The 18,700-nt window shown below is 65.4% G+C and carries 20 protein-coding genes and 1 other RNA gene; 12 read left to right on the plus strand and 9 right to left on the minus strand.

Annotated features, from left to right (window positions below; all coding sequences use genetic code 11):
• From ACCQ06_RS04935 to ACCQ06_RS04950, 4 genes are all read right to left on the minus strand, one after another.
• Nucleotides 1–1,047, minus strand: a complete 1,047-nt coding sequence (locus ACCQ06_RS04935; RefSeq protein ID WP_316690574.1) for an ABC transporter substrate-binding protein — start codon at nt 1,045–1,047, stop codon at nt 1–3.
• A gap of 43 nt (nt 1,048–1,090) precedes the next feature.
• Nucleotides 1,091–2,008, minus strand: a complete 918-nt coding sequence (locus ACCQ06_RS04940; protein ID WP_316690576.1) for a TauD/TfdA dioxygenase family protein — start codon at nt 2,006–2,008, stop codon at nt 1,091–1,093.
• A 249-nt stretch (nt 2,009–2,257) separates the two neighbouring features.
• Nucleotides 2,258–4,741, minus strand: a complete 2,484-nt coding sequence (locus ACCQ06_RS04945; protein ID WP_104614904.1) for an ABC transporter permease — start codon at nt 4,739–4,741, stop codon at nt 2,258–2,260.
• A complete protein-coding gene (locus tag ACCQ06_RS04950) occupies nt 4,738–5,337 on the minus strand; it encodes an ABC transporter ATP-binding protein (protein WP_228324379.1) in 600 nt (199 codons plus the stop codon). The genes ACCQ06_RS04945 and ACCQ06_RS04950 overlap by 4 nt, the downstream gene beginning before the upstream one ends.
• Nucleotides 5,338–5,446: 109 nt before the next feature.
• Here ACCQ06_RS04950 and ACCQ06_RS04955 point away from each other — a divergent pair, with 109 nt between their 5' ends.
• The 3 genes from ACCQ06_RS04955 to ACCQ06_RS04965 all read left to right on the plus strand — a co-directional run bounded on the left by ACCQ06_RS04955 (nt 5,447) and on the right by ACCQ06_RS04965 (nt 8,334).
• A complete protein-coding gene (locus ACCQ06_RS04955) occupies nt 5,447–6,115 on the plus strand; it encodes an arylesterase (RefSeq protein ID WP_316692503.1) in 669 nt (222 codons plus the stop codon).
• Between the two features lie 91 nt (nt 6,116–6,206).
• Entirely contained in the window at nt 6,207–6,920 is a 714-nt protein-coding gene (locus ACCQ06_RS04960; protein WP_002811889.1) for a response regulator transcription factor, read from the plus strand.
• 142 nt (nt 6,921–7,062) lie between these two features.
• The gene (locus tag ACCQ06_RS04965) at nt 7,063–8,334 is read left to right on the plus strand and encodes a sensor histidine kinase (RefSeq protein WP_316690579.1); all 1,272 of its coding nucleotides are present in this window, start codon (nt 7,063–7,065) and stop codon (nt 8,332–8,334) included.
• A 69-nt stretch (nt 8,335–8,403) separates the two neighbouring features.
• Here ACCQ06_RS04965 and ACCQ06_RS04970 read toward each other — a convergent pair whose 3' ends face one another.
• Nucleotides 8,404–9,114 carry an SGNH/GDSL hydrolase family protein gene (locus tag ACCQ06_RS04970; protein WP_316690582.1) on the minus strand — a complete coding sequence of 237 codons (711 nt, stop codon included), beginning with the start codon at nt 9,112–9,114 and terminating at the stop codon, nt 8,404–8,406.
• A 183-nt stretch (nt 9,115–9,297) separates the two neighbouring features.
• Here ACCQ06_RS04970 and ACCQ06_RS04975 point away from each other — a divergent pair, with 183 nt between their 5' ends.
• From ACCQ06_RS04975 to ACCQ06_RS05015, 9 genes are all read left to right on the plus strand, one after another.
• Nucleotides 9,298–9,678 carry a diacylglycerol kinase gene (locus tag ACCQ06_RS04975; protein WP_104614909.1) on the plus strand — a complete coding sequence of 127 codons (381 nt, stop codon included), beginning with the start codon at nt 9,298–9,300 and terminating at the stop codon, nt 9,676–9,678.
• Nucleotides 9,679–10,129: 451 nt separating this feature from the next.
• Nucleotides 10,130–10,759 carry a LemA family protein gene (locus ACCQ06_RS04980; RefSeq protein WP_104614910.1) on the plus strand — a complete coding sequence of 210 codons (630 nt, stop codon included), beginning with the start codon at nt 10,130–10,132 and terminating at the stop codon, nt 10,757–10,759.
• A gap of 321 nt (nt 10,760–11,080) precedes the next feature.
• Nucleotides 11,081–11,157, plus strand: a non-coding RNA gene (locus ACCQ06_RS04985) — sX9 sRNA.
• Nucleotides 11,158–11,210: 53 nt separating this feature from the next.
• The gene (locus ACCQ06_RS04990; protein ID WP_316690586.1) at nt 11,211–12,107 is read left to right on the plus strand and encodes a TPM domain-containing protein; all 897 of its coding nucleotides are present in this window, start codon (nt 11,211–11,213) and stop codon (nt 12,105–12,107) included.
• Nucleotides 12,107–12,598: a TPM domain-containing protein gene (locus ACCQ06_RS04995; protein ID WP_104614912.1), complete on the plus strand. Its 492-nt coding sequence runs from the start codon at nt 12,107–12,109 to the stop codon at nt 12,596–12,598. The genes ACCQ06_RS04990 and ACCQ06_RS04995 overlap by 1 nt, the downstream gene beginning before the upstream one ends.
• Nucleotides 12,599–12,652: 54 nt before the next feature.
• Complete coding sequence (gene lgt / locus ACCQ06_RS05000) at nt 12,653–13,543, plus strand: prolipoprotein diacylglyceryl transferase (protein WP_316690591.1); 891 nt, start codon at nt 12,653–12,655, stop codon at nt 13,541–13,543.
• On the plus strand, nt 13,540–14,334 hold the full coding sequence (locus ACCQ06_RS05005) for a thymidylate synthase (protein ID WP_104614914.1): 795 nt from the start codon (nt 13,540–13,542) through the stop codon (nt 14,332–14,334). The genes lgt and ACCQ06_RS05005 overlap by 4 nt, the downstream gene beginning before the upstream one ends.
• A gap of 65 nt (nt 14,335–14,399) precedes the next feature.
• On the plus strand, nt 14,400–14,687 hold the full coding sequence (locus ACCQ06_RS05010) for a hypothetical protein (RefSeq protein ID WP_055851109.1): 288 nt from the start codon (nt 14,400–14,402) through the stop codon (nt 14,685–14,687).
• The gene (locus tag ACCQ06_RS05015) at nt 14,684–15,178 is read left to right on the plus strand and encodes a dihydrofolate reductase (protein WP_104614916.1); all 495 of its coding nucleotides are present in this window, start codon (nt 14,684–14,686) and stop codon (nt 15,176–15,178) included. Before ACCQ06_RS05010 ends, ACCQ06_RS05015 begins: the two co-directional genes overlap by 4 nt.
• Nucleotides 15,179–15,366: 188 nt before the next feature.
• Here the strand turns inward: ACCQ06_RS05015 and ACCQ06_RS05020 are convergent, their stop codons facing one another.
• The 4 genes from ACCQ06_RS05020 to pdxA all read right to left on the minus strand — a co-directional run bounded on the left by ACCQ06_RS05020 (nt 15,367) and on the right by pdxA (nt 18,699).
• On the minus strand, nt 15,367–16,377 hold the full coding sequence (locus ACCQ06_RS05020; RefSeq protein WP_316690595.1) for a symmetrical bis(5'-nucleosyl)-tetraphosphatase: 1,011 nt from the start codon (nt 16,375–16,377) through the stop codon (nt 15,367–15,369).
• Between the two features lie 28 nt (nt 16,378–16,405).
• Nucleotides 16,406–16,789 carry a Co2+/Mg2+ efflux facilitator ApaG/CorD gene (apaG, locus tag ACCQ06_RS05025; RefSeq protein ID WP_316690597.1) on the minus strand — a complete coding sequence of 128 codons (384 nt, stop codon included), beginning with the start codon at nt 16,787–16,789 and terminating at the stop codon, nt 16,406–16,408.
• Nucleotides 16,790–16,825: 36 nt separating this feature from the next.
• Nucleotides 16,826–17,614: a 16S rRNA (adenine(1518)-N(6)/adenine(1519)-N(6))-dimethyltransferase RsmA gene (rsmA, locus tag ACCQ06_RS05030; RefSeq protein ID WP_316690599.1), complete on the minus strand. Its 789-nt coding sequence runs from the start codon at nt 17,612–17,614 to the stop codon at nt 16,826–16,828.
• A gap of 113 nt (nt 17,615–17,727) precedes the next feature.
• Nucleotides 17,728–18,699, minus strand: a complete 972-nt coding sequence (gene pdxA / locus ACCQ06_RS05035) for a 4-hydroxythreonine-4-phosphate dehydrogenase PdxA (RefSeq protein WP_316690601.1) — start codon at nt 18,697–18,699, stop codon at nt 17,728–17,730.
• Nucleotide 18,700: the final 1 nt, after the last annotated feature.

Genomic DNA, 18,700 nt, shown 5'->3' on the forward strand with positions numbered 1-18,700 from the left:
TCAGCTCCCGCCTGCAATCAGCGGATCATCGAAGAAATAATCGCCCACCTTGGCAGGCGCCTGCTTGATCGCACCGCTGTGTTGCATGAACTTGCCCAGCTTCAGCGTGTTCTGCGGCGCCACGGTGAACTGCACCTTGGGGTCCTTGAGAATCTGCAAGACCAGCGCGCGATCGATGCTTGAACCATTGCGACGCAAAAAGATATCCGCCGCCTGCTCCGGGTGCGCGGTGACGAATTTCGCCGCCTGATCCAGTGCGGCCACAAACGCGCGATAGGTCTTGGGGTTGTCGCGGCGGAATTTTTCGGTGGCGTACAACACCGTGGCCGACGACGGGCCGCCTTCGATGTCATAGGAGCTGGTCACGATATGCGCGGCCGGGTTGCGCGCCAGTTCCTGTTCCTGAAACGGCGGGCTGGCGAAATGCGCGGTGATTTCGGTGCGGCCACGGATGATCGCTGCGGCGGCATCCGGGTGCGGCAATGCCACCTGCAACGGATCCAGCTGATGGGTGCCCTTGTCGCCCCAGCGTTGTTGCGAGGCATGTTGCAGAAACCGCGATTGCACCGACACGCCGGTGGCCGGCACTGCAATACGGTCCTGCGGCGTGAAGTCGCCGATGCTCTTGATGCGCGGGTCATTGCTGATCAGGTAGTACGGAAAATTGCCCAGCGAAACCACGCCACGCACATTCTGCCGGCCACGGGTGCGGTCCCAGATGGTGAACAACGGCCCGACGCCTGCGCCTGCGATATCGATCGAACCGGTGAGCAAGGCATCGTTGACCGCCGCGCCGCCGGACAACTGCAGGAACTGCACATCGATGTCCACGCCAGCGGCCTTGCCTTGCTGCTCGATCAGCTTCTGGTCCTGTACCACATCCAGCAGCAGGTAGACGATGCCGAACTGCTTGGCGATGCGCAGCTTTCCTTCTGCCTGCGCGGTGGCGCTCAGCAGCAACGGCAGTGCTGCCAGCAGCAACACCGCGACGCGCCTCGAGACTGTGCGGCGCTGCGACGGTGCGTGAGAGGTGACGGTCAAACGCATGCGGCGCTCCAGTCGAAAGGGGGAGGAGGGGGCAGGCGCACGCTCAGAACGGCGCATCGCCTTCGATGGTGGTGCGGTTGAGCCGGCGGCGCAGGTGGTCGGGTGTGCCGGCAGCCAGATGCATGACCGAGCGGTTGTCCCAGAACACCATGTCGTGCGCCTGCCATTGATGCCGGTACACCAAGGCATCGCGGGTACTGTGTTCGAACAATGTCTGCAGCAACGCAGTACTTTCGTCGTCGGGCAGCCCGACGATACGGGTGGTGAAGTGTTCGCTGACAAATAGCGCCTTTTGCCCGGTTTCCGGGTGCGTGCGCACGATGGGATGCTGCACCGGCGTCACTTCGGCAATCTGCTCGGGCGTCAGCGCCGGGCGCCACGGGTTGCGTGCGCGCAGCGCTTCGTATTTGGCGAGATAACTATGTTCGGCACGCAGGTCCTGCACGCGCCGCTTGAGCGGCTCGGGCAGCGTTTGCCAGGCCAGTTGCTGATTGGCGAACAAGGTGTCGCCGCCTTCGCTGGGCAGTTCCTGCGCATGCAGCAGCGAGCCCAGGCTGGGCGTTTCCTTGTAAGACAGGTCCGAGTGCCAGTAATGCCCGGCATCGCCCAGCCCGATCGGCTCACCGTTCTCCTTGATGTTGGACACCACCAGCACTTCCGGATGCCCGGGCAGCTGAAAGTTGCGCAGTACATGGATCTGCAACGGCCCGAAACGGCGGCTGAAATCCACCTGCTGCCCGGGCGTGATGCGTTGATCGCGGAACACCAGCACGTGATGGTCCAGATGTGCCTGATGGATACGCGCAAAGGTGGCGGCATCCAGCGGCTGCGACAGATCCAGCCCCAGGACTTCCGCGCCCAGCGGCGCGTCGAACGGCACGATTCGCACGCCGGACGTCTGCACGGCGGCGGCATCGTTGCGCGGCGATTGCACGCGCGCTGCAGAACTCACGCTGGCCATGACGGTGGCACCTCGACGACAGCTAAAGGCCGCCCGAACGGCGACCGGACTGATCACTCTAGGCAGTCCGGCCGCCGCTGCGAACGTACGATTGGCAAGGTGCTTATGCGCTGCAGGTATATGCGGCGCGACACCGGCGATGCCGATCGCGTCGTAAGGCGCAGCGCTCCATGACAGTGGGTCATGGAGCGCATCTGGTGGCGGACGACTCAGCCGATAGCCAACGCTTGGCCGCGTCTATGGCGGGCGTTATTCGGTGCGCAGCGCCAACGCAGGTGGCGTGGACAGAATGCGCCGGGTGCCCGACCAGCCTGCAAGCAGGCTCAACGCCAGCCCGAACGCGCCACCCAGCAACAACCGCGGCCAATCCGGTGCAAGTGCGATGTCGAACGCCTGCTGCCCGACCACCGCGCCGATGACGGCGGCGGCCGTCACCGCAAGGCCTGCGGCCAGCAGCCCCAACGCGCCGAATTCCACCAGCACGGCGCCACGCAACTGCCCGCGCCGTGCGCCCAAGGTACGCAGCACCGCGCTGTCGTAGCGGCGCTCGCCTGCGGTGGCCTGCAACGCGGCCAGCAGCACCAGCACGCCGGCCAGCAGGCTGAAGCCCATCACCAGTTGCACGGCCTGCGCCACCTGGTCGATCACCTCGCGCACGCGGCCGAGAATGGCGTCGATATCCAGGACCGAAATATTGGGGTAGTCGCGGCTCAGCGACGCCAGCTTGGGTGCGCTACCGGGCGGCAGATGGAAGGCAGAAATCAGGTTGTACGGCGCATCGCCCACCGCGCCCTGGTTGAGCAGCAGGAAGAAGTTGACCCGGAACGAATCCCAATCGGCCTTGCGGATGCTCGTAACGGTGAAGCTGCGCTGTTGTTCGCCCAGCAACAAGGTGATGCGGTCGCCGAGCTTGAGCTGATAGCGCTGTGCCCAGCCTTCTTCCACCGAGGCTTCCGCTGCGGTGCTCTCGGCTGCCCAGAACTTGCCCTGCAACAGCGTATTTGCCGGCGGAAATGCATGCCGCCAGGAAAAATTGACCGGGCGGTTGTCGCCGTCGCCATCGTCCTGCGGGTCGCGGTCGCCGCGGACAGGCGGCTTGTCGTTGATCGCGATCAGCCGCCCGGTGGAAAACGGCTCCACCGCCGCGTTGTCCACACCCAGGCCGCGCAAGGTCTGCAGCACCGGCGCGGTCTGCTCGGGCTGGATGTTCATCAGGAAGTAGTTGGGCGTGTCCGCAGGCAAACGGTCGCGCCATTGGCCAAGCAGGCCCGGGCCGACCACCGCCAGCAGCAACAGCGCGCACAACGACAGCGACAGACCGACCAACTGCACCACGCTCAACCCACGTCGGCGCGTCAGCGAGGCCAGACCCAGCTTCCAGGCCCCGCGCAGGCGGTGCTGGATCGGCCGTAGCAACGTCAGCAATCCCAGCCCCAGCAGCATCGCCACCACCGCCAGCGCGGCCAGGCCGCCCAACACCCAGCCGGCCAGCACCAGGTTGCCGGTGGCATAGACAGTAAGCGCCAGTGTGGCGGCCAACGCGGCCGCATACACCAGCAGGGAGCTCGGCGGCACCGCGGCAAAGCTGCGGTTGAGCACGCGCATCGGCGGCACGTTACGCAGCCGCAGCAGCGGCGGCAGGCCGAAGCCCAGCAGCAGCACCAGGCCGATGCCCGCACCCGCCAGCGCAGGGGTGGCCTGCGGCAACGGCAGCCGGTTCGGGATCAGGCTGCCCAGCGCCTGCACCAGGCCTTCCTGCGCCAGCATGCCCAAGCCAATGCCGACCAGGCAGGCCGGGATGGCGGTCAACAGCAATTGCAGCGACAGCATCGCCAGGATGTCGCGCTGTTTTGCGCCCAGGCAGCGCAGCACCGCCACGGTGTCGATGCGGCGCATCGCAAAGCGATTGGCTGCCAGTGCGGTGGCCACGCCGGACAACAACACCGCCAGCAACGCCGACAGGGCCAGGAAACGCCCGGCGCGATCGAACGCGGCGCGCATGCCGCGTTGGGTGTCCTCGATGCCGACCAGGCGGTATTCGCTGGCGCGCGGCTTGAGCCAGGCGCGCAGGTCGGCGATCGCGTTCGGCGCACCGGCAAACATCAAGCGGTAGGAGGCACGGCTGCCCGGGCCCAGCAGGCCGGCGCCCTCGATGTCGGCGCGGTTGACCAGCAACGGCGGCGACAGCTGCATCAACTCACCGGAGGCGTCCGGCTCGGCGCGCAGCACGCCGGTGATGGTCAGATGGCCGGCGCCGAACTCCAGCTGTTCGCCTACGCGCAGGCCGAGGGCTTCCAGCAGCCGCGGGTCGGCATAGGCCTGGCCCGGCGGCGGTGCGGTGGCGGGGGTGCCTTCCGGGTCGCTAGCGCCTTTGGAGACCAGCAACTGACCGCGCAGTGGATAGCCGGGCCCCACGCCGCGGATGTTGGCCATCTGGCTGGCCTCGCCATGAAACAACACGCTCGGGAAGCTGACCATGCGCGTGCTTTGCAGCCCACGTCGCTGCGCCTCGTCGGTGAAGTCGGCCGGGATCTCCTGGCGTCCGGTGACACCCAGGTCGCCGCCCAGCACTTCGGCTGCGCTGGAGGTCAGTGCCAGGGTCACCCGGTCCACCAGGGTGCCCACTGCGGTCATCACCGCCACGCCCAGCACCAGCGCGGCGAACACGGTCAGCAGGTCGCCTGCCAGAAATTCCCGCCGTACCGCACGCGCGGCCTGCCGCAGCACGTTCATGCGGCAGAACCGGGTTGCGCGTGCAGGCGGCCGCTGTCGATGCGGTAGATGTGATGGCAGCGCTGCGCCAGGGTCATGTCGTGGGTCACCAGTACCAGGGTGGTGTCGCTGGTGGCGTTGAGCGCGAACAACAGGTCGCTGATCTGCGCGCCGGTGGTCTGGTCCAGGCTACCGGTCGGCTCGTCGGCAAACAGGATGCGCGGCTTGGCCACGAACGCGCGCGCCAGCGCCACACGTTGCTGCTCGCCGCCGGACAGCTGGCGCGGGTAATGCCGCGCACGTGCGCTCAGGCCCACCGCCTCCAGCACCTCGCGCACCCGCGCCGGATCTTCGCGCCCGGCCAGTTCCAGTGGCAGCGCGATGTTCTCTTCGGCGGTGAGCGCCGGTAATAGGTGGAAGCTCTGGAACACGAAGCCGACCTCGCGCGCGCGCAGGGCCGCGCGCGCTTCTTCGTCGAGCTGGCCCAGGTTCTGGCCGGACAGCGCAATGCTGCCGCGGGTGGGCAGGTCCAGCCCGGCGAGCAGGCCGAGCAGGGTGGTCTTGCCCGAACCGGACGCCCCAACGATGGCGATGCTGTCGCCTTCACTGACCGTCAAGCTGACGTTGTCGAGGATGTGGAGTGTTCCCTCCGGTCCACTGACGGATTTGCCGACCTCGCGGACGTCGATGGCGGTGCGGGTGCTGGAGCGGGGGGCCAGACTGTCGATGAGGAATCTCCGAATGCGTGAAAGAACACTGCAATATGGCGCGCTGGTCTTGTGGCTGCTGACACTGTCCCTGCTTGCGCCGGGAATTGCCTCTGCCAAAAGTCCGGCTGCGACCGCACCGATCCTGGTGGTCGGCGACAGCCTGAGCGCTGCGCACAACATCCCGGTGCAGTCCGGCTGGGTCACCTTGCTGGACCAACGCCTGAAACGTGACATGGCGACGCCACCGCCGGTCGTCAATGCCAGCATCAGCGGCGAGACCACATCGGGCGCGCTGACCCGGCTGCCAGGGCTATTGCAAAAGCATCGCCCCGGGGTGGTGGTGATCGAGCTGGGTGGCAACGATGCGCTGCGCGGGCTGACCCCGGCCCAGCTCAAGGGCAACCTGGAAAAGATGATCCAGCTCAGCCAGCAGGCCGGCGCCAAGGTACTGTTGCTGGGCATCGATGTGCCGCCGAACTACGGCCCGGCCTATCGCGAGCGCCTGAAAGCTGCCTACGCCGACCTGTCCAAACAGTACAACACCGCGCTGGTGCCGTTCTTCCTGGAGAAGGTCGCATTGCAGCCTGGCTTGATGCAGGCCGACGGCCTGCATCCGACCGCGGCGGCGCAGCCCAAGGTGCTGGAAACGGTGTGGCCCGCGCTGCGCCCGTTGCTGGCGCGCTGAACCAGGCGCGTCATGTAACGTTATTTGGTCTTCACGTGCTTTCCACCGCCGATCCGGCATGTTTCACAAAGCTGAAGACCGAGGAAAGTCCATGCGTCAGACCAAGGAAACGTCCGGCCTCGTGCTGGTCGTCGAAGACAACCGCAATATCTCCGAAATGATCGGCGAGTACCTGGAAGGCCGTGGCTTCGAGGTCGACTATGCGCAGGACGGACTGGACGGTTACCGTCTGGCCGCCGAGAACAGCTACGACGTGGTCGTGCTGGACCTCATGCTGCCACGCCTGGACGGGATCGAAGTGTGCCGCCGTCTGCGTAACGACGCACGCAAGTCCACTCCGGTCCTGATGCTGACCGCCCGCGACACGCTGGACGACAAGCTCACCGGCCTGGGTTTCGGCGCCGACGATTACCTGACAAAGCCTTTCGCGATTCAGGAACTGGAAGCGCGCCTGCGTGCCCTGATCCGCCGCGAGCGTCGTCAGGTGGGCTCGGAAGTGCTCAAGGTCGCCGACCTGGTGCTCGACCCGGTCAGCATGCGCGCCACCCGTGCCGGCACCGAGCTGCAGCTCTCGCCGATCGGCCTGCGCCTGCTCACCATCCTGATGCGCGAATCGCCGCGCGTGGTGACACGCCAGGAAATCGAACGCGAAATCTGGGGCAATGGGTTGCCGGACTCGGACACCCTGCGCAGCCATCTGTACAACCTGCGCAAGATCATCGACAAGCCGTTCGATCGCCCGCTGCTGCACACCGTGCAGAGCGCCGGCTATCGCATTGCCGACATCGCCCAACCGATGGCCTGATGTCGCCGGCCGGCTGCCGACTGGCGGCCGGCCGATCCTGTAGGCGCACACGCGCCGCTCGTTCTCCCGTGCGGCCGGCTGGCTGCACGACGGACTCACGGAAGCGTTGCCTATAATCCGGCGCTCTCCCCTGGATGCAGCAATGCCACACGGGCTCCCGCGAAAAATACGTCTCGCCTTCCTGCTGCAGGTCGCGCTGGCGAGCTTGGCGATCGTGCTAGGCGGGTATCTGATTTCCTTCGTGATCAAGTACAGCCTGGTGCGCACCGTGCTGGCCGATGAGGCCGTGCACTTCTGGCGCATGCACAAGAGCGCGCCGGACAACCGGCCGCCGAATACGCGCAATATTCAAGGGTATTTCTCGCCTGCCGGCACCGCCGCCGATGCGGCGCCGCGCGCGCTGCAAACCCTGTCGCCGGGGTTCAGCGAGGTGGCCGCTGCCGATGCGCTGGTCTATGTGGACCAACGCCCCGAAGGACGCCTGTATCTGGTATTTCCGCGCTCGCGGGCCGCGCATCTGACGCTGTGGTTCGGCGTGGTGCCGGCGATCATCGTGCTGCTGGGCGTTTACGGCGTTTCATGGTTCACCTACCGCGTGTCCAAGCGCCTGGTGTCGCCGATCAGCTGGCTCGCGCGACGCGTGTCGCACTGGGACCCGCGCAACCCGGATGTGGACGAATTATCGCCGGAGCGGTTGCCGGCAGAGTTGCAAGGCGAGACCCGGCAGTTGGCCGCCGCATTGCACGCGCTCGGCCAGCGGGTCAGCGACCACGTCGCGCGCGAACGCAACTTCACCCGCGATGCCAGTCATGAACTGCGCACGCCGTTGACGGTGATCCGTGTGGCCAGCGACATGGCGCTGGCCGACGACGAGCTATCGCAGCGTACCCAGCGAAGCCTGCGCCGCATCCAGCGTGCCGGCCGCGACATGGAAGCGGTAATCGACGCGTTCCTGATCCTGGCGCGCGAAGCGGAGATCGATCCGCAAAGCGAGACCTTCGACGCGGCTGAGCTAGCCAGCGAAGAGGTCGAGAGCGCCCGCGAATTGCTCGGCGACAAGCCGGTTTCCTTGCGCATGGTCGGCGAGGGCAGCCTGCAGATGTTCGCGCCGCCGCGGGTGATGCGGGTGGTACTGAGCAACCTATTGCGCAACGCCTGCGCCTATACCGACACCGGCAGCATCGAAGTGGAAGTCAGCCAGGATCGCATCGTGGTGCGTGATACCGGTATCGGCATGAGCGAGGAGGCACGTGCACGCGCGTTCGAGCCGTTTTTCCGCGCAGACCCTACGCGCCCGCAAGGCACCGGGCTGGGCCTGTCGATCGTGCGGCGGCTGTGCGACCGCTTCGGTTGGCGGATCGAGCTGCACAGCGAGGCAGGTCTAGGGACTTCGGTGGCGGTGGTGGTGGCGTAGGTCGGTTGGTGCTTGCCAGGCGCGTTGTCGCCGCTCGATAGCGTCGGCATGGGCTGTTCCACTTGATCCTTATTTTTGCTCCAATACCGGCGCCACTGCCTTACGCCAGATTGCATAGCCGTCTGCAGTCATGTGCAGCATGTCCTCGCGAAACAGTTCGGGGCGCGGCTTGCCACTGGCATCGAGCATCGGCGTGTAGACATCCACAAAATCCACGCGCGGCAGCGGCGCAAGTGCGTCCTTGATCAGGCGATTGGCGGCGATCACCGACGGCAGCAACTGCGCACGCGAGGGGCTGGGCTTGATCGACAGATAACTGATGCGCGTCTTGGGCAGATCGCGCCGAATGCGGGCGACGAACGCCACCACGTCATCGCGCACCTGCTCGGGCGTGCGGCCGCTGTTGAGATCGTTATCGCCGGCATACAGCAGCACCTGACGTGGCGCATACGGAATCACGATGCGGTCGGCGTACCAGGTGCTGTCGCGCACCTCCGAGCCGCCGAAGCCGCGATTGATCACCGGTTTGCCGGGGAAATCCTGCGCCAGCGTGTCCCAGAAGCGGATCGACGAACTGCCGACAAACACGATGCCGTGCCTGGGCGGCGGCTGGCGCGCATCGCTGGCCGCAAAGCGCTGCATGTCGTCTTCCCAGGCCACGTTGGACACCTGTGCGGGCACCGCAGGCGCGGCGTGTGGGGCCTGATGGGCCTGCGCGATGGCCTGGCCGGAGAGCAGTGCGAGGGTGCACAGCAGTGTGCGCAAGACGCGTCGAGTCATACGGAAACCTGCAGCGAGAGAGCGGGCTGCCCATGGTGCAGCAGTCTGCGAGCTGAGGGCAAACCACACCGTGGCTGGCGATGCGCGGCGTCACGGTGCAAGATTCGCACTTTCCCCAGCAGCGATCATGCCATGCGTTCTTGTTGTCCCCTGACGTGCCCTCGCGGCCGGAAGCACTGACGCATGGCCGATCAATTGGGACACGTGCCGCGCGGACCGCGCCGCATGCTCAAGGCCGCGGTCTGGTCGTGGCAGGGCTTACGTGCAGCCTGGCTGCACGAATCCTCATTCCGGCTGGAAGTCTGCCTGGCCGTGGTGATGGCTCCGTTGGGCATCTGGCTCGGTCAGTCGCCGCTGGAACGCATCGCGCTGATCGCGCCGTTGTTGATCGTGTTGGCCGCCGAGCTGTTGAATTCGGCCATCGAAGCGGTGATCGAACGCTATGGCCCCGAGCACCACGTGCTCGCCGGCCGCGCCAAGGACATGGGATCGGCAGCGGTGTTTCTGCTGCTGATCAATGTGCTGCTGTGCTGGGGGTTGATTCTGTTGCCGCGGGTGTTTTGAGACGGGTGCGATCTTGACGGTCAGCCGGTTGCGCATCACATCCTGATCAATCGCGCAGACATGCGGACGGCCCGCCGCCGGGCGATCTCCTGCTTTGGCAACAGCGCGCAGGTACGCTCGGCAGGGCTGGACATGTCTTGCTCGATCAGGCGCGCGCCACGTGTTGCGCAAACACACGAGATTGGCAACTTGCGCTTGGTGCACTCGGGGTGGAGAGGGGCGCGAGCTCGCGCGGCACGCATGGCCTGTCAATACGCGGCGCCATGCGTCGACGGGCTCGCCTCAGGGTGCGAGCGCCGTCGCCACGGACCGCAGATCGACGTGGTTGCTCATCAGGGACTGCCGGTCGTTTCGAGGCGCACTACCCCTCGCACGCCTGGCAGGCGCATGTGCATGCGGGTTTGACTTGGCGCGTGGCATGCTGCGGCTCTCTTTCAACGGAATCGCCTGCATGTCTGTCCTGATGCGTGCTCTGGTATTGCTGCTCCTGACCGCCTCGCTGTCGGGGTGCGGGTACAACGCGATCCAGCAAAAAGAAGAAGGCGTCAAAGCCGGTTGGTCGGAAGTCCTCAACCAGTACCAGCGCCGTGCCGACCTGATTCCCAACTTGGTACGCACCGTGCAGGGCTATGCGCAGCAGGAGCGTCAGGTGCTGACCGAAGTCACCAATGCGCGCGCACGCGTCGGGCAGATCCAGGTCAATGCCGACGATGAAGCCTCGCTCAAGAGTTTTCAGCAGGCGCAGGGCGAACTGGGCAGTGCGCTGTCGCGGTTGCTGGTGGTCAGCGAAAACTACCCACAGCTCAAGTCCGACCAGTCGTTCCGCGATCTACAGGTGCAGCTGGAAGGCACCGAAAATCGCATCACCGTGGCCCGCGGCCGTTACATCCAGACCGTGCAGGACTACAACACCTATATCCGCTCGTTTCCGCAGGTGATCACCGCCAAGATCTTCGGCTACCAGCCCAAGCCGAATTTCAGCGTGGAAAACGAAGCGCAGATTTCGCGCGCGCCGCAGGTGGACTTCGGCAATCAGCAAGCGCCGCAGCAACAACCGCCACAGCAGCAGCCGGCTCAGTAAATACATGCACCTGCGCAGGCTCAACTACTGCGCGGTGTGCTGCACGGCATGTCGAGGCAATCGCTACGTGTGCGATGGCAAGCAACCTATCGCCTGCGTGATCAACCAACGTTCAAATGCGGAGCATCAAGTCCCTCTCCCTCAGGAGCGGTGTGGGTGTGAGGGACGAAGCCGTCGTATAACGACACTGCACGTAGCTTCGCTCGTTCCTTCATTTATCCCTTCGGGGCACCTTCCCCGCAGGGAGAAGGGAAAGCCAAGAGCGGCCAACACAACGACTGTGCTCACCGCCAGGCGGGCGCGGCCGGTGCTCGGTGCGCCATGGTCCACTCGTCCACGCCGGTTCTGAGCGCGCCGTCCACCCCCACCTGACGACTGCTCGCTACGTTTTATTAGCAAAGCTTTAAGTGTCAGTGCTGATTCACTGTCGGTACTTATCAAGGAGTTGGTAATGCGGAAAACGCACCTGTGGGTGTTTTGGATCATGGCGCTACTGCTGCTGCCCGCCTCGGTGCTGGCGCAGGATCCTGCAGCCATCCCTCCACTGCGCTCGCCGGTGGTCGATGTCACCGGCACCTTGGATGCGGCGCAGCTCCAGCAACTTGAGCAGCAGGCGCTGGCATTGCAGCAACGCAAGGGCGCGCAGCTGCAGATCCTGATCGTGCCGACCACCCAGCCGGAGACGATCGAGCAATACACCCAGCGCGTGTTCGATCAATGGAAGATCGGGCGCAAGGGCGTGGACGATGGCGTGCTGCTGCTGGTGGCCAAGGATGATCGCCGCGTGCGCATCCAGCCCGGTTATGGCCTGGAAGGCGCCATTCCCGACATCGTGGCCAACCGGATCATCCAGGAGTACCTGGCGCCGAGGTTCCGCGAGGGCGACTACGGCGGCGGTATCCGCGATGCGACCGCGACGCTGGCGGGCCTGATCGAAGGAGAAGCTCTCCCGGAACCGGTCAGCGGGCACGCCGAGGGTGGCGTCGGCAATGGGGCAGGTGGGGGCGGCTGGATCATGGCGCTGTTTATCGGCTTTGTGGTCGCGATGGTGGCGCGCGGCATCCTCGGCGCCCTGCCGCGTCCGCTGCGCGCCGTGCTGACCGGCGTCGCGGCCGGGGGCGCCGCCTTGCTGTTTACCTCGTTGCTGTTCGCCAGCGCCGGTGCAGCCGTCATCGGTCTGCTGGCGGGCCTGGTCTCCGGCTCGCCGGGGCGCTTTGTCGGCGGCGGTGGCTGGGGCGGTGGCGGATTCGGAGGATTCGGGGGCGGTGGCCGTGGTGGTTTTGGCGGTGGCGGCTGGGGCGGCGGCGGTGGATCATCGGGAGGCGGTGGCGCCTCGGGGAGTTGGTAATGCGGTGGCTCAGGCATCTTTTCGCGCCGTCGGCGCAGCGCAGGTTTCCGACCAGTTGCATGGATGCGATCACGGCGGCGGTGGCCGCCAGCGAGCGCAGCCATACCGGCCAGATCATGGTGGCGGTCGAGGCGGACCTGCCGCTCGGGGCGCTGTGGCGCGCCCACACCGCTCGCCAGCGCGCCGATCAGGCGTTCGCGCAGCTGCGCACCTGGGACACCGAAGCCAATAACGGGGTGCTGATCTATCTGTTGCTGGCCGACCACGCCATCGAAGTGGTTGCCGACCGCGGCTTGCGCAGCCAGGTGCCGGAGGCGCAGTGGGCGGAGGTGTGCCGGCGTATGCAGCAGTTCCTGCGCGAGCGCCAGGATGAGGCGGCGGTGCTGGCCGGCATCGAGGCGGTAACCGAGCTGCTGGTCGCGCATTTCCCGCGCGGCGCCGACGTGCAGAATGAAGACGAGCTGCCCGATCGGCCCCAGCTCTTAGGCTGAAGGCGTGCGAGGTGTCAGAATAGACGCCTCGCTTTTTTGTGATACGCGGTCCGCATGATCTATCTGCACGCCATCGACCCCATCGCCTTCTCGCTTGGCCCGGTGCAGGTGCACTGGTACGGCTTGATGTATCTGGCCGCCTTCTTCTCGGCATGGGCGCTGGGTCGCTCGCGCATCCTGCGCGGCCGTCTGCCCGGCGTGGACATGGACGGTTTTTCCGACCTGTTGTTCTACGGCATGCTCGGCGTGGTGCTGGGCGGCCGCATCGGCTACATGCTGTTTTATGCGTTCGAGACCTTCCTGGCCAATCCGCTGATCCTGTTCAAGGTGTGGGAAGGCGGCATGAGCTTCCACGGCGGGCTGCTGGGCGTGTTGATCGCCTGCTGGTTGTGGGCGCGCAAGCATCGCCTGCACTTCTTCGACGTGATGGATTTTGTCGCGCCGTTGGTGCCGTTGGGCCTTGGTTTCGGGAGGCTCGGCAATTTTGTTGGCGGCGAGTTGTGGGGCAAGTTCACGCAGGCCGGCTGGGGCGTGATCTTCCCGCATGCGCCGGAACTGGCCGATATCGCACCAGCGCAGATTCACGCGCAATACGCCGCCGGCGCATTGGATCGGTTCGCCCGTCACCCGTCGCAGCTGTACGAAGCCGCGCTGGAAGGCGTGGTGATGTTTGTCGTGTTGTGGGCGTTCTCGATGAAGCCGCGCGCGCGCTATGCGGTGTCGGGGCTGTTTGCGCTGCTGTATGGCGTGTTCCGCTTCATCGTGGAATTCGTGCGTGTGCCGGATGCGCCGATCGGCTATCTGGCCTTCAACTGGTTGACGATGGGCCAGATTCTGAGCTTGCCGTTGATTGCGGTGGGCCTGGTCTTGCTGGCGATGTCGCGCCGTGCGCCGGTGTTGCAGCCGGTAGTGCCCACCGCCGTAGCGGTGGAGGCGGCGAAGTGAAGCCGTACCTGGATCTGCTGCAGCACGTGCTGGAACACGGCGCCGAAAAGTCCGACCGCACCGGTACCGGTACGCGCAGCGTGTTCGGCTGGCAGATGCGCTTCGATCTCAATGCCGGCTTTCCGCTGGTCACCACCAAGAAGCTGCATCTGCGCTCGATCATCCACGAGCTGCTGTGGTTTTTGCAGGGCGATACCAACATCGGGTACCTGAAAGACAACCAGGTGCGCATCTGGGACGAATGGGCCGACGACAATGGCGACCTTGGCCCGGTCTACGGCAAGCAGTGGCGGCGCTGGACCGGCCCGGACGGCGTCGAGATCGACCAGATGCAATGGCTGGTCGATGAGATCAAACGCAACCCGGATTCGCGCCGGCTGGTGATCAGCGCCTGGAACGTCGGCGAGCTGCCGCAGATGGCATTGATGCCGTGCCACAGCCTGTTCCAGTTCTACGTGGTCGACGGCAAACTGAGTTGCCAGCTCTACCAGCGTAGCGGCGACATCTTCCTGGGTGTGCCGTTCAATATCGCCAGCTATGCGCTGCTGACTCATCTGGTGGCGCAGGCCACCGGCCTGGGTGTGGGCGATTTCGTGCATACGCTGGGCGATGCGCATCTGTATTCGAATCACGTCGAACAGGCGCGCGAGCAGCTGACGCGCACCCCGCGCGCATTGCCGACCTTGCGCCTGAATCCCGAAGTGACAGACCTGTTTGCGTTTCGCTTCGAGGACATCGCCATCGAAGGCTACGACCCGCATCCGGCGATCAAGGCGCCGGTGGCGGTGTAAGCCGGATCTCGACCGATGAGACACAGGCTGCGCATGCTGATTTTCATCGAAAGAGGAGGAGCGTCATGACGAAAAATTCGAACAAAGCACGAGAGAAACTTGCCGATTCGCTGATGACGATGCAAGCAAGTCTCTTCGTCAATCTGACAAGCATCGTTCTCATTGCGCCCATCGGCTTCTTTGGAGTTGCCTTGTATAAAGGTGAGCGACTGGATTTGACGAGAATGCTCAGCGAGCAATCGCAGCCAGCATTGGGCGCGATTGCCTTGGCCTACCTTGCGATTTTTTTCTTGGGGATGCTTGCTCGGCATGCGGCAATGAAAATCTATAACGAGCTATCTCCAGACACATGAAGCTGATTCTGGTCGTCGCCTTCGACCGTAACAACGCCATCGGACGCGATAACGATCTGCCGTGGAAGTTGCCGGACGATCTCAAGCGCTTCAAGGCGCTGACGATGGGCAAGCCGATCCTGATGGGGCGCAAGACGGCGCAATCGCTCGGGCGCGCATTGCCGGGGCGCTTGAATCTGGTGCTGACGCGCTCGGGGCAGGTGCCGTTCGAGGGCATGCACGCGGTGGCATCGGTCGATCAGGCGATCGCGCGTGCCGAGCGGGAGGGCGCGCAGGAGTTATGCGTGATCGGCGGCGGCGAGGTGTACCGCCTGACGATGGCGCGTGCCGACATGCTGGCGGTGACCGAGGTCGACACCGCGGTGGATGGGGCCGACACGCACTTCCCACCGATCGACCCGGCGGTATGGGTGCCAGGGCATCGCCAGACGCATGCGGCCGATGACCGCCATGCGTTCGCGTTTTCCTTTGTGGATTACCTGCGTCGCTGAGCCGGCAAGGACGCAGCGCGCGATCAGCGCGCCCGATTCCATACAACTAAGCGCCGCTAAAGAAAAACCTAGCGAGCGGCTGCCCGGTGACCGTGGACGGCGCACTGGAGCGCAGCGGATGCGTGGCACATGCCGGTCCGAGCAACGGCTGCTCCCGCATCGGGGCGCAGCCGGTTGGTGAGTCGCTCTTACTCAGGAACAACGCCACTCTGCGGCTTGGCCGGTGCAGCGGTGCCGCTACCCGCATTTCCCGCATTGTTGCCGCCACCGCCACCGCCACCGCCACCGCCATTGCCACGTCCTCGGCCACGCCCGCGCGGGCGGCCCTGACCTTCGCGTGGACGCCGTGGTGCATTCGCGGCAGGTGCGGTCGGGGCAGTGACTTCGCGCCCCGGCACCTGCACCACGCGCAGTTCGTCGGTATCCAGTTGCAGGGCGGTGAGCTTGCCGCCCCACACCGCGCCGGTATCGATGGCATGCACGCCCTGGGTAATCGTCAATCCCAGCGCGGACCAATGCCCGCACACGATCTTGAGATCGCGCTCGACCCGGCCCGGTACCTCGAACCACGGGTAGAGTCCTTGTGCCTGCGTGCCCGGCGTGCCCTTGTCGTCGGTCGCAATGCGACCGCGCGGGGTGCAATAGCGCATGCGCGTGAACAGGTTGATGATCGCGCGGCTGCGGTCGTACCCGCTCAGGCCTGGCGACCATCCCGGCTGATCGCCGTACATGTTGCGCAACAGCTTGCGATAGCCGCCGCCTTGCAGCTGCTGCTCGACTTCGCGCGCATGCTTTTCGGCCAGCTGCGTGGTCCACTTCGGCGCCAGCCCGGCGTGGACCATCATCCAGCCCAGCTCGCGGTCCACGTGGGCCAGCTTCTGCAGACGCAGCCAGTCCAGCAGCACGTCGCGGTCCTCCGCCAGCACGACGCGCTGCAGATCCGGATTGACCTTGCGCTGCTCTTCCTCCGAGCGCGCACCGATCGCCAGCAGCGACAGATCGTGATTACCCAGCACCACCACGCTGTGTGCGCGCAGCGAATGCACCAGCCGCAGCGTTTCCAGCGATTGCCCGCCGCGGTTGACCAGATCGCCGCAGAACCACAGCGTGTCCTGTGCGGGGTCGAAATTGATCTTTTCCAGCAACCGCTGGGTAATGTCGTAGCACCCTTGCAGGTCGCCAATTGCCCAGACGCTCATCGTGTGCGCTCCATCAATCCAGCAGTCATCAGTGCAGCGTCCTGGGTACGCTCAGCACAAAGGCGGCGATCGGGGCGGTGAATTCGGTGCCATCGTCGGCCACCATGTCGTAGTGGCCTTGCATCTGTCCCTGCTCGGTTTCCAGCAGCACACCGGAGGTGTAATGGAAGGCTTCGCCGGGGCGCAGCCATGGCTGCTCGCCGACCACGCCTTCGCCATCCACCTGCTCGGTGCGGCCGTTGGCGTCGGTGATCTGCCAATGGCGCGCGATCAGGCGTGCAGGCACGGCGCCCGCGTTGTGGATGCGGATGCTGTAGGCGAAGGCATAGCGGCCTTCTTCCGGGGTCGATTGATTAGCGAGGAAGCGCGGCGACACCTCGACCTCGACCCGATAGCGTGGATCATCTTGCATGGGAAAAGTCTAAATAAAACGGTGTGGGAGCGGCGCTCAAGCCAGCTCGACATTGGCCAGCCGAATGAAATCGGCGACCTCGAGTTGTTCGGCGCGGGCATCCGGACGCACGCCGGCTGCCTCGAAATGTGCGGGTTCGCAGACGGTGGACAAGGCATTGCGCAGGGTCTTACGACGCTGCCCGAAGCCGGCGCGCACCACATCGGCGAAGCGACGGCGGTCGTTGATCATCACCGTTGCCGGGTCGCGCGGCACCAGCCGCACCACCGCCGAGTCCACCTTCGGTGGCGGCCGGAACGCGCCAGGCGGCACCACGAACAGCGCGGTGACCTCGCAGTACGCCTGCAGCATCACGCTGAGCCGGCCGTAGACCTTGCTGCCGGGACCGGCGGCCATGCGGTCGACCACTTCCTTCTGCAGCATGAAGTGCATGTCGGCCACCGCAGCGGCATGGTCCAGCGCATGGAACAGGATCGGCGAGGAGATGTTGTAAGGCAGGTTGCCGACCAGCCGGATCGGCGTGCCGTGGGCCAGTTCGGTGAAATCCACGCTGAGCACGTCGCGATGGATGATGCTCAGTTCGCCGATCGGTGCGGCGGCCTCGGTCAACGGAGCAATCAGGTCGCGATCGAACTCGATCACCGTCAACGCGCCATGCTTGCGTAGCAGCGGGAAGGTGATCGCGCCCTGACCGGGGCCGATTTCGACCAGGTGCTGTCCGGCGCGCGGGTCCACCGCCTGGACGATCCGGTCGATGTAATACCGGTCGGCAAGAAAGTGCTGGCCAAGCGACTTCTTGGCCGGTGCGCTGAAGGAATAATTCATGCGCGCAGTTTAACGGAGCCGGCGGCTGCACGCGGTGTCGGTGCTGCGCGTCCAGGCTGTCACAGTCCGATAAGTCGCTCATAACCTGCGGCGATCGCACAGGTGCGACGCGCTTAGCCGCGTGCCGCCAAGCGCGCGCACAACGCGGTTGCCGCCATCAGGCTGGATGGATCGGCGATGCCGCGTCCGGCCAGTTCCAGCGCGGTGCCGTGATCCACCGCCACGCGCGGGTAGGGCAGGCCCAGGGTGATGTTCACCGCCTGCTCGAAACCGCTGTACTTGAGCACCGGCAGGCCCTGGTCGTGGTACATCGCCACCACTGCGTCGAAGCCGCTCAGTTTCTGCGGCAAGAACGCGGTGTCCGCCGGCAACGGGCCGATCAGCTGCATACCTTCGCCGCGCAGCTGCTCCAGCACCGGGATGATGATGTCCAGTTCTTCGCGGCCCAGGTGGCCGTCTTCGCCTGCGTGGGGATTGAGGCCGAGCACGGCGATACGTGGGTGCTCCAGGCCGAAGTCGCGGCGCATCGCGGCGTGGGTGATGCGCAGACAGCGCGCAACCGCGTCGGCGGTGATCGCATCGGCCACCGCACGCAGCGGCAGGTGCGTGGTCACCAGTGCCACGCGCACGATGCTGTTGGCCAGCATCATCACCACCGGGCAGTCGGCCTGTTCGGCCAGCAATTCGGTGGTGCCGGTGTAGGCGATCCCGCCGGCATTGATCACTGCCTTGTGCACCGGGCCGGTCACGATGCCTTGCCGTCGGCCGGCAAGACAGTCGCCGGCAGCGGTACGCAGGCCGGCAATGACGGTCGCTGCATTGGCGGGGTCTGCAGTGCCGAAGCGGGTCGGGACGGCCTGACGAATCGGAAACAGCGGCAGATCGCCGGGCATGCGTGCCGGCTGATCGGGGTCGAGCAGGCGCACAGACAAAGACAGCGCCTTTGCGGCGCTGTTGAGGGTATCGGGATCTGCGTAAGCGACCAGCCGCGCATCGGAGCGCGGTTGTTGAGCGAGGCGGATGCACAGCTCCGGCCCGATCCCGGCCGGCTCGCCTGGCACCAGCGCGAGCGACGGAACCATCATC

This window comes from Xanthomonas sp. NCPPB 4467 (assembly GCF_041475665.2).
Lineage (GTDB): Bacteria > Pseudomonadota > Gammaproteobacteria > Xanthomonadales > Xanthomonadaceae > Xanthomonas > Xanthomonas dyei.

Excerpts from the sequence above, each read along its gene's own strand:
- ACCQ06_RS04965 (WP_316690579.1), top strand. The coding sequence starts at position 7,063 with ATGCCACACGGGCTCCCGCGAAAAATACGTCTCGCCTTCCTGCTGCAG.
- ACCQ06_RS04980 (WP_104614910.1), top strand. The coding sequence starts at position 10,130 with ATGTCTGTCCTGATGCGTGCTCTGGTATTGCTGCTCCTGACCGCCTCG.
- apaG (WP_316690597.1), bottom strand. The coding sequence starts at position 16,789 with ATGCAAGATGATCCACGCTATCGGGTCGAGGTCGAGGTGTCGCCGCGC.
- ACCQ06_RS04945 (WP_104614904.1), bottom strand. The coding sequence starts at position 4,741 with ATGAACGTGCTGCGGCAGGCCGCGCGTGCGGTACGGCGGGAATTTCTG.
- ACCQ06_RS05010 (WP_055851109.1), top strand. The coding sequence starts at position 14,400 with ATGACGAAAAATTCGAACAAAGCACGAGAGAAACTTGCCGATTCGCTG.
- ACCQ06_RS04995 (WP_104614912.1), top strand. The coding sequence starts at position 12,107 with ATGCGGTGGCTCAGGCATCTTTTCGCGCCGTCGGCGCAGCGCAGGTTT.
- ACCQ06_RS04955 (WP_316692503.1), top strand. The coding sequence starts at position 5,447 with ATGAGGAATCTCCGAATGCGTGAAAGAACACTGCAATATGGCGCGCTG.
- ACCQ06_RS04970 (WP_316690582.1), bottom strand. The coding sequence starts at position 9,114 with ATGACTCGACGCGTCTTGCGCACACTGCTGTGCACCCTCGCACTGCTC.
- lgt (WP_316690591.1), top strand. The coding sequence starts at position 12,653 with ATGATCTATCTGCACGCCATCGACCCCATCGCCTTCTCGCTTGGCCCG.
- ACCQ06_RS05020 (WP_316690595.1), bottom strand. The coding sequence starts at position 16,377 with ATGAGCGTCTGGGCAATTGGCGACCTGCAAGGGTGCTACGACATTACC.
- ACCQ06_RS04940 (WP_316690576.1), bottom strand. The coding sequence starts at position 2,008 with ATGGCCAGCGTGAGTTCTGCAGCGCGCGTGCAATCGCCGCGCAACGAT.
- ACCQ06_RS04990 (WP_316690586.1), top strand. The coding sequence starts at position 11,211 with ATGCGGAAAACGCACCTGTGGGTGTTTTGGATCATGGCGCTACTGCTG.
- rsmA (WP_316690599.1), bottom strand. The coding sequence starts at position 17,614 with ATGAATTATTCCTTCAGCGCACCGGCCAAGAAGTCGCTTGGCCAGCAC.
- ACCQ06_RS04935 (WP_316690574.1), bottom strand. The coding sequence starts at position 1,047 with ATGCGTTTGACCGTCACCTCTCACGCACCGTCGCAGCGCCGCACAGTC.
- pdxA (WP_316690601.1), bottom strand. The coding sequence starts at position 18,699 with ATGATGGTTCCGTCGCTCGCGCTGGTGCCAGGCGAGCCGGCCGGGATC.
- ACCQ06_RS05015 (WP_104614916.1), top strand. The coding sequence starts at position 14,684 with ATGAAGCTGATTCTGGTCGTCGCCTTCGACCGTAACAACGCCATCGGA.
- ACCQ06_RS04960 (WP_002811889.1), top strand. The coding sequence starts at position 6,207 with ATGCGTCAGACCAAGGAAACGTCCGGCCTCGTGCTGGTCGTCGAAGAC.
- ACCQ06_RS04975 (WP_104614909.1), top strand. The coding sequence starts at position 9,298 with ATGGCCGATCAATTGGGACACGTGCCGCGCGGACCGCGCCGCATGCTC.